1 protein-coding gene and 2 pseudogenes are annotated in these 5,055 nt (G+C 73.8%); all 3 read left to right on the top strand.

From position 1 onward, the window contains the following. Nucleotides 1-302, top strand: a pseudogene (locus HII36_RS53265) (hypothetical protein); the annotation flags it as partial. A 163-nt stretch (nucleotides 303-465) separates the two neighbouring features. Further along, on the top strand, nucleotides 466-2,352 hold the full coding sequence (locus HII36_RS57625; RefSeq protein ID WP_236005150.1) for a hypothetical protein: 1,887 nt from the start codon (nucleotides 466-468) through the stop codon (nucleotides 2,350-2,352). Nucleotides 2,353-3,203: 851 nt separating this feature from the next. Further along, nucleotides 3,204-5,055, top strand: a pseudogene (locus HII36_RS57620) (hypothetical protein); the annotation flags it as partial.

Here is a 5,055-nt window from a genome sequence, read left to right as displayed (position 1 = left end):
CTCCCCCGCGCTCCAACCTGCCCGACCCCGGCCCCGACGGCACGCTCGACGGCTCGCCCACCGCGGCGGTCGAACGGCTGACCGAGGTGGCCGAGACACTGCTCGGCTCGGCCACGCGCGTGGCGCTGACCGACGTGCTCGGCGACGACTGGGTCGCCGCCCGCCGCCTGCTGGCCGACCTGACCACCGTCGATCTGCGTCCTGAGCTGCCGTACCGGCTGACCTGGTCCGACGACCTCACTGTTGATCCTGGGCGTGAGCCGTCCTGGCTGTCCCACGGCTACCTGGAGCGCACCTCATGACTCCACGCCTCCTTCGGCCGAACCCCACGCGGGTCACGACCTCGCGGCCGCCTGGAACGCACCTCACCACCTCGCGGCCGCTCGCGGCGCGCCTTGTGGGGTCGCGTCGCCGGGGTCGCGTCATCGCCGGCGCCCGACCTCGCCTCATCATCGGAGTCACCTCATGACGGCCGCCTCACGCGACGACGCCGCGCCCCGCACCTCCGGGTCCCGCGCAACCACGACCACCACCGGATGGGCTGCCGCCAGGCAGGCTGCCGCCGGGCGGGCCTCCGCCGTGGACGCCGACCAGCTCGCACACGTACAGGCACGCTCGGGCGGGCCGCTGCCCTTGGGCGCCGGAGCGCAGGCTCCCGCCGGAATGCTCCGGCTGACCAGGCCCGACTCCACCGGCTCCGCGCTGCCGGTGTGGCCCGACGGGGTGACACCGTCGCTGCTGGAGGAGTACCAGGTCGCGCCCGTTCCGGTGGAGCGCTCGGGCGAGACCCGGCGGGTGCTGGCCGCCGTGCTCAAGTGCTGCTGGAGCGACCTGTCCACCGACCCGTGGCCGGGCTCGCCGGCGCCGGTCGAGCTGGTGCTCGACACGTACCGGGCGTTGATCGGACGTACCGACGATCTGATGCGCAACTGGGCGGTCGGCGCGCTGCGTCGGCTGCACGACTCGGCATGGGTCGTGATGGACGACGGCTTGGTCTCGCTCGGCCCCCGGTGCGCGTTGTGGCCGGTCGAATCGTATGCCCAGTTGCAGGAGCTGGTCCGCCGCCTGCCCGAGCCCGAACGCCGGAAGCTGACCGTGGTGGCCGACTCCGACATCGTCGAGGCCGCACGTCCCGCCTCGCCCCTGCCGTCGGCCGGCGGCCGCGCCGAGGCGGGGACGTCCGAGTTCGAGGACCTGCTCGGCGCGTACGACGAGCGGCGGCGGGCGGAGCTGGTGGCGGCGTTCATGGTGGTGGAGCACGCCGCCGAGCCGGCCCCCGAGGCCCGCTTCGCCGCCCTGCGCGACCCGGCGCTGCGGCACACGCTGGCGGAGATGCTGGGACGGCGGGGGCGGACGCTGGTGCAACACCGCGAACGCTGGATCTCCGGCTACGCCGACGACGTCGCCACCGCACTCGCCGCAACCGAACGAACCCCGGCATCACACCGAGCCCAGACCGCGCCGACCGAAGGAACACCGAACGACGAATCCCCGGGCAACATCGCGCTGGCCGAAGGAACACCGAACGACGAATCCCCGGGCAACATCGCGCTGGCCGAAGGAACGCCGGACGGCGAAAGGCCTGTCGAGCCCGCGTCCGCCGAAAGAAGATCGGGCGACGAAGCACCGGGTGCCATCGCGTCGGTCAACGGCCCGGCCGGCGCCACCCCAGGCGCCAAGGCGGTGGCGGGTGTCACAGCGGGTGGCCAGACCGCCGGGGTCGCGTCGGATGTCCAGACCGCCGGGGTCACATCGGATGGCGAGGCCGCCAGCGTCACGTCAGGTGCCGGGGCCGGCGGTATCGCATCGGATGTCGAGGCCACCGGCGCCACACCGCCCACCGAGACGACCGACGGCGCGACTCACTCGATCGAGGCCACCAACCCGCCGGAACCCGCGTCCACTCCCGCCAGTGCGACCACACCCGTACATGCAGGTGGACAGAGGCGAGCGGCGGCCGTGCGCACAAGCGCCGTACTCGCTGCCGAGCTTGGGGTGGCCGAGCGGGCGGTGCTGACGCTGGTGCTGGTGCACTCGGTGGCGATCCCCCGCGCGGAAGGGCTACTCCCGGAGGACACATGGCTGTCCCCGCACCCGACCCCGGCCGACGAACTGCGCCGACACACCCAACTGCCGATCGGCGAGCTGGAGTCCGCGCTGCGGATGCTGCGGCACGCGGGGCTGCTGTCCCAGGTGAAGGCAGGTGAAGAGGCCGGCGGCTACGTGCCGGGCCCGCAGTTCCACCGCCTCACGCCTGCCGCGCGGCGACGACTGCAGGAGGAGCTGATCCTCGCCGCCGGTCCGCACACGCCCCTGGCGGCCGCCATCCGCGCACGGAGATCAGCGGGATGAGCGAACATCCGGCCACGATCGCCAGCCCCCGCCGCCGCGAACGCTCGCTCGCACGCGTGGGACTCCACACGCGGGGCCACGCCGCCGCAAGGGCTGGTGGGTGGTCATGCCGCCCCGGGCACCCGCAGGCGACCGTCCCGCCACGAGGACCAGTGGGTGGCCACGACGCCAGGAGGCCCACCAAGCCTGGCATGCCACCGCAAGGACCAGCAGCGCTGGCCGCGCCGCTGCGACGAACGGCACCGGAGCCCCGGCCGACCGGGCCGCGTGTGCTCGCGAGCCGGGCGACGGCACCGGTGTCGGGGAGCGGGAGAGTAGCGTCCCTCGTCCCGCGTGGCGGCGCGAACGACGGTCCCGCGGACATTCCGGACGGCGGTCTGGACGGCGGTCCCGAAGGCGGATTGGACAGCGGTCCGAAGGGCGGTCTGGGCCGCGGTCCCGTCGGCAGTCCAGGTGGCGGGGCGGGCAGCAGCCCGGAGGGTGGTCCGAGCCGCAGTCCCGAAGGCAGTCTGGACGGCGGTCCCGAAGGCGGTTCGGACAACGGTCCGAAGGGCGGTCTGGGCCGCGATCCCATCGGCAGTCCAGGTGGCGGGGCGGGCAGCAGCCCGGAGGGTGGTCCGAGCCGCAGTCCCGAAGGCAGTCTGGACGGCGGTCCCGAAGGCGGTTCGGACCGCGATCCGAAGGGCGGTCTGGGCCGCAGTCCAGGTGGTGGTTTGAACAGCGATTCGGACAGCGGTCCGGAGGGTGGTCCGGGCGGCAGTCCCTTGGGCAGTCCGGGTGGCGGGGTCGTGGCGTGATGAGTGTCGGTGTGACAACGGATGGAAGGGTTACGGGGGTTTCAGGTGTCGCAGGTGGAGAACGTCGTCGGAGACCGGGTGCTGATCGCCGTGCAGGCGGTCAACATTTCGCGGCTTTCCACCCATCCGGTGCCCACGGTCCCCGGCACGCTGATCGTCGTGGCCGGCGCCGGGCCGAAGGACTCGAACGGCGCGGGTAAGTCGTCGTTCATCGCATCCATCACCGCGCTGCTCGGCGACGAGCAGTGGCGGTTCGCCTCGGGGGCGAAGGCGGTGTCGGAGCTGCTGTTCAACGCCGAACTGGCCAGCGGCGCGGGCGCGCGGCAGTGGGCCAGTGCCGATCACGGCTTCATCGTCGGCGTGTTCGGCCCGCCCGGCATGGGTGACGACTTCCCGCTCCCCCTGGCGGACGAGCGCGGTTCCACCGACGCCGAGCCGGCGGCCGCCGCCACCGTCGCGCAGCCCACGATGCTCGACGACGCGAGCCACGGCGACGACACCAGCGGCGGAGGCATCGGCGCCACAAACGGCATCGCCACCGGCACCGGCGCCGCCACCGGCACCGGCATGGCGGACGATTCGGATGAGTCGGACGAGTTGTTCGAGGTGCCTGACACCTCCGGCGGCGCGGTCACCGTCTGGCTGAAGGTCAACCAGGAGGCCCCGCACCTGGAGATCCGGTGGCGGGCCGGAGTGCATCTGGCGGCCGCGGCGTCCGAGGCCGAGCGGGTGGCGCGGGCCGACGAGATCTGGGCGTCGCTGCCCAAGTCCGCCGGCCGCCGCGACGTGGTGGCGCGCGACCTGACCAAGGTCCTGTACGGGGACCGGGTGCGGTGCGTGTCGTTCCTGTCCACGTCGGTGCGGAGCAAGGTCGCCACGAACCTGCTCTCCCAGCCGCTCAACGAGATCTCGCCCGAGCGCGTCTTCGAGGCCATCGCCGCGCTCACCGGCCTCGACGCCGAGCTGGAGCAGGAGCGCGAGGCCCGCCGCGACGAGCACGCCAAGCGGGTACGTGCGGCGCAGGCGTCCGACCGGCTGGCCGAGTTCGAGTCGGAGTCGAAGGCGTTGCTGGCCACGTTCGACCGGCGTGATCAGGCGCGGGTGCGGCTGGCCGACGCGTTGCGCTGCTGGCGCGGCAGGCAGGCGCGCAAGCTGATCGACGCCGCCGACAAGGACGAACTGCTGGCCGCCGAACTCGACCGCCACCGGATGGCCGGCGAGGCGGCGGCCGAGGCGATCGCCCTGGTCAAGGCCGAGATCGGCACGCTGCGCGAAGACACGCTCGACCGGCAGGTCTCCCAGGCGCGCAGGGAGCTGGCCGCGCTCCAGGCCAGGGCGGCCAAGCTCGACGCCGACCGGGCCGTGGCGGAGAACTCCGCCGACGAGTTGCGCGGCCAGATCCCGGCGCTGGAGGAGACGCGCAGGTTCGCCGACGGACGCGACGTGCCCACCGCCGAACGGGAGCTGGGCGAGGTGCGGCTGCGGCTGAACGAGGCACTCAAGGCGCTGGGCGTGGCCGACCAGGAGGTGGCCTCCGCCCAGGCGGCGCTCGACGACGCCGAGGGCGGCCCGGCGGCGGCCCAGCTCAACGCGCTGGCGTCGGCGGGGATCGGCGCGACCGGCCTGCTCGACGCCCTCGACGTCGCCGAACAGGCCCGCGACGCCGCCACCGCCACCCAGGGCATGGCCCCCACCCATGGCACCGCCATCACCTCCGCCCCGGCCGACGACGCCGCCACCGATCAAACCCGTGGCCAAACCCGCGACGCCGCCGTATCCAACCGCCCGGCGACGCTGGCGGCGTTGTTGCGGCAGCGCGGGTGGCCGAACGAGCATGCCGTCATCGTCGACGCCGACCGGCTCGACGAGGCCGCCGCCGCTCTGGCGGGCCTGCCCGGGTCCGTGC

The organism is Nonomuraea antri (assembly GCF_013283785.1).
In the GTDB taxonomy this organism is placed as follows: Bacteria; Actinomycetota; Actinomycetes; order Streptosporangiales; family Streptosporangiaceae; genus Nonomuraea; species Nonomuraea antri.
This window is presented reverse-complemented; position numbering and strand designations above follow the sequence as displayed.

Coding starts and splice junctions, on each gene's coding strand:
- HII36_RS57625 (WP_236005150.1), top strand. CDS start 466: ATGACGGCCGCCTCACGCGACGACGCCGCGCCCCGCACCTCCGGGTCC.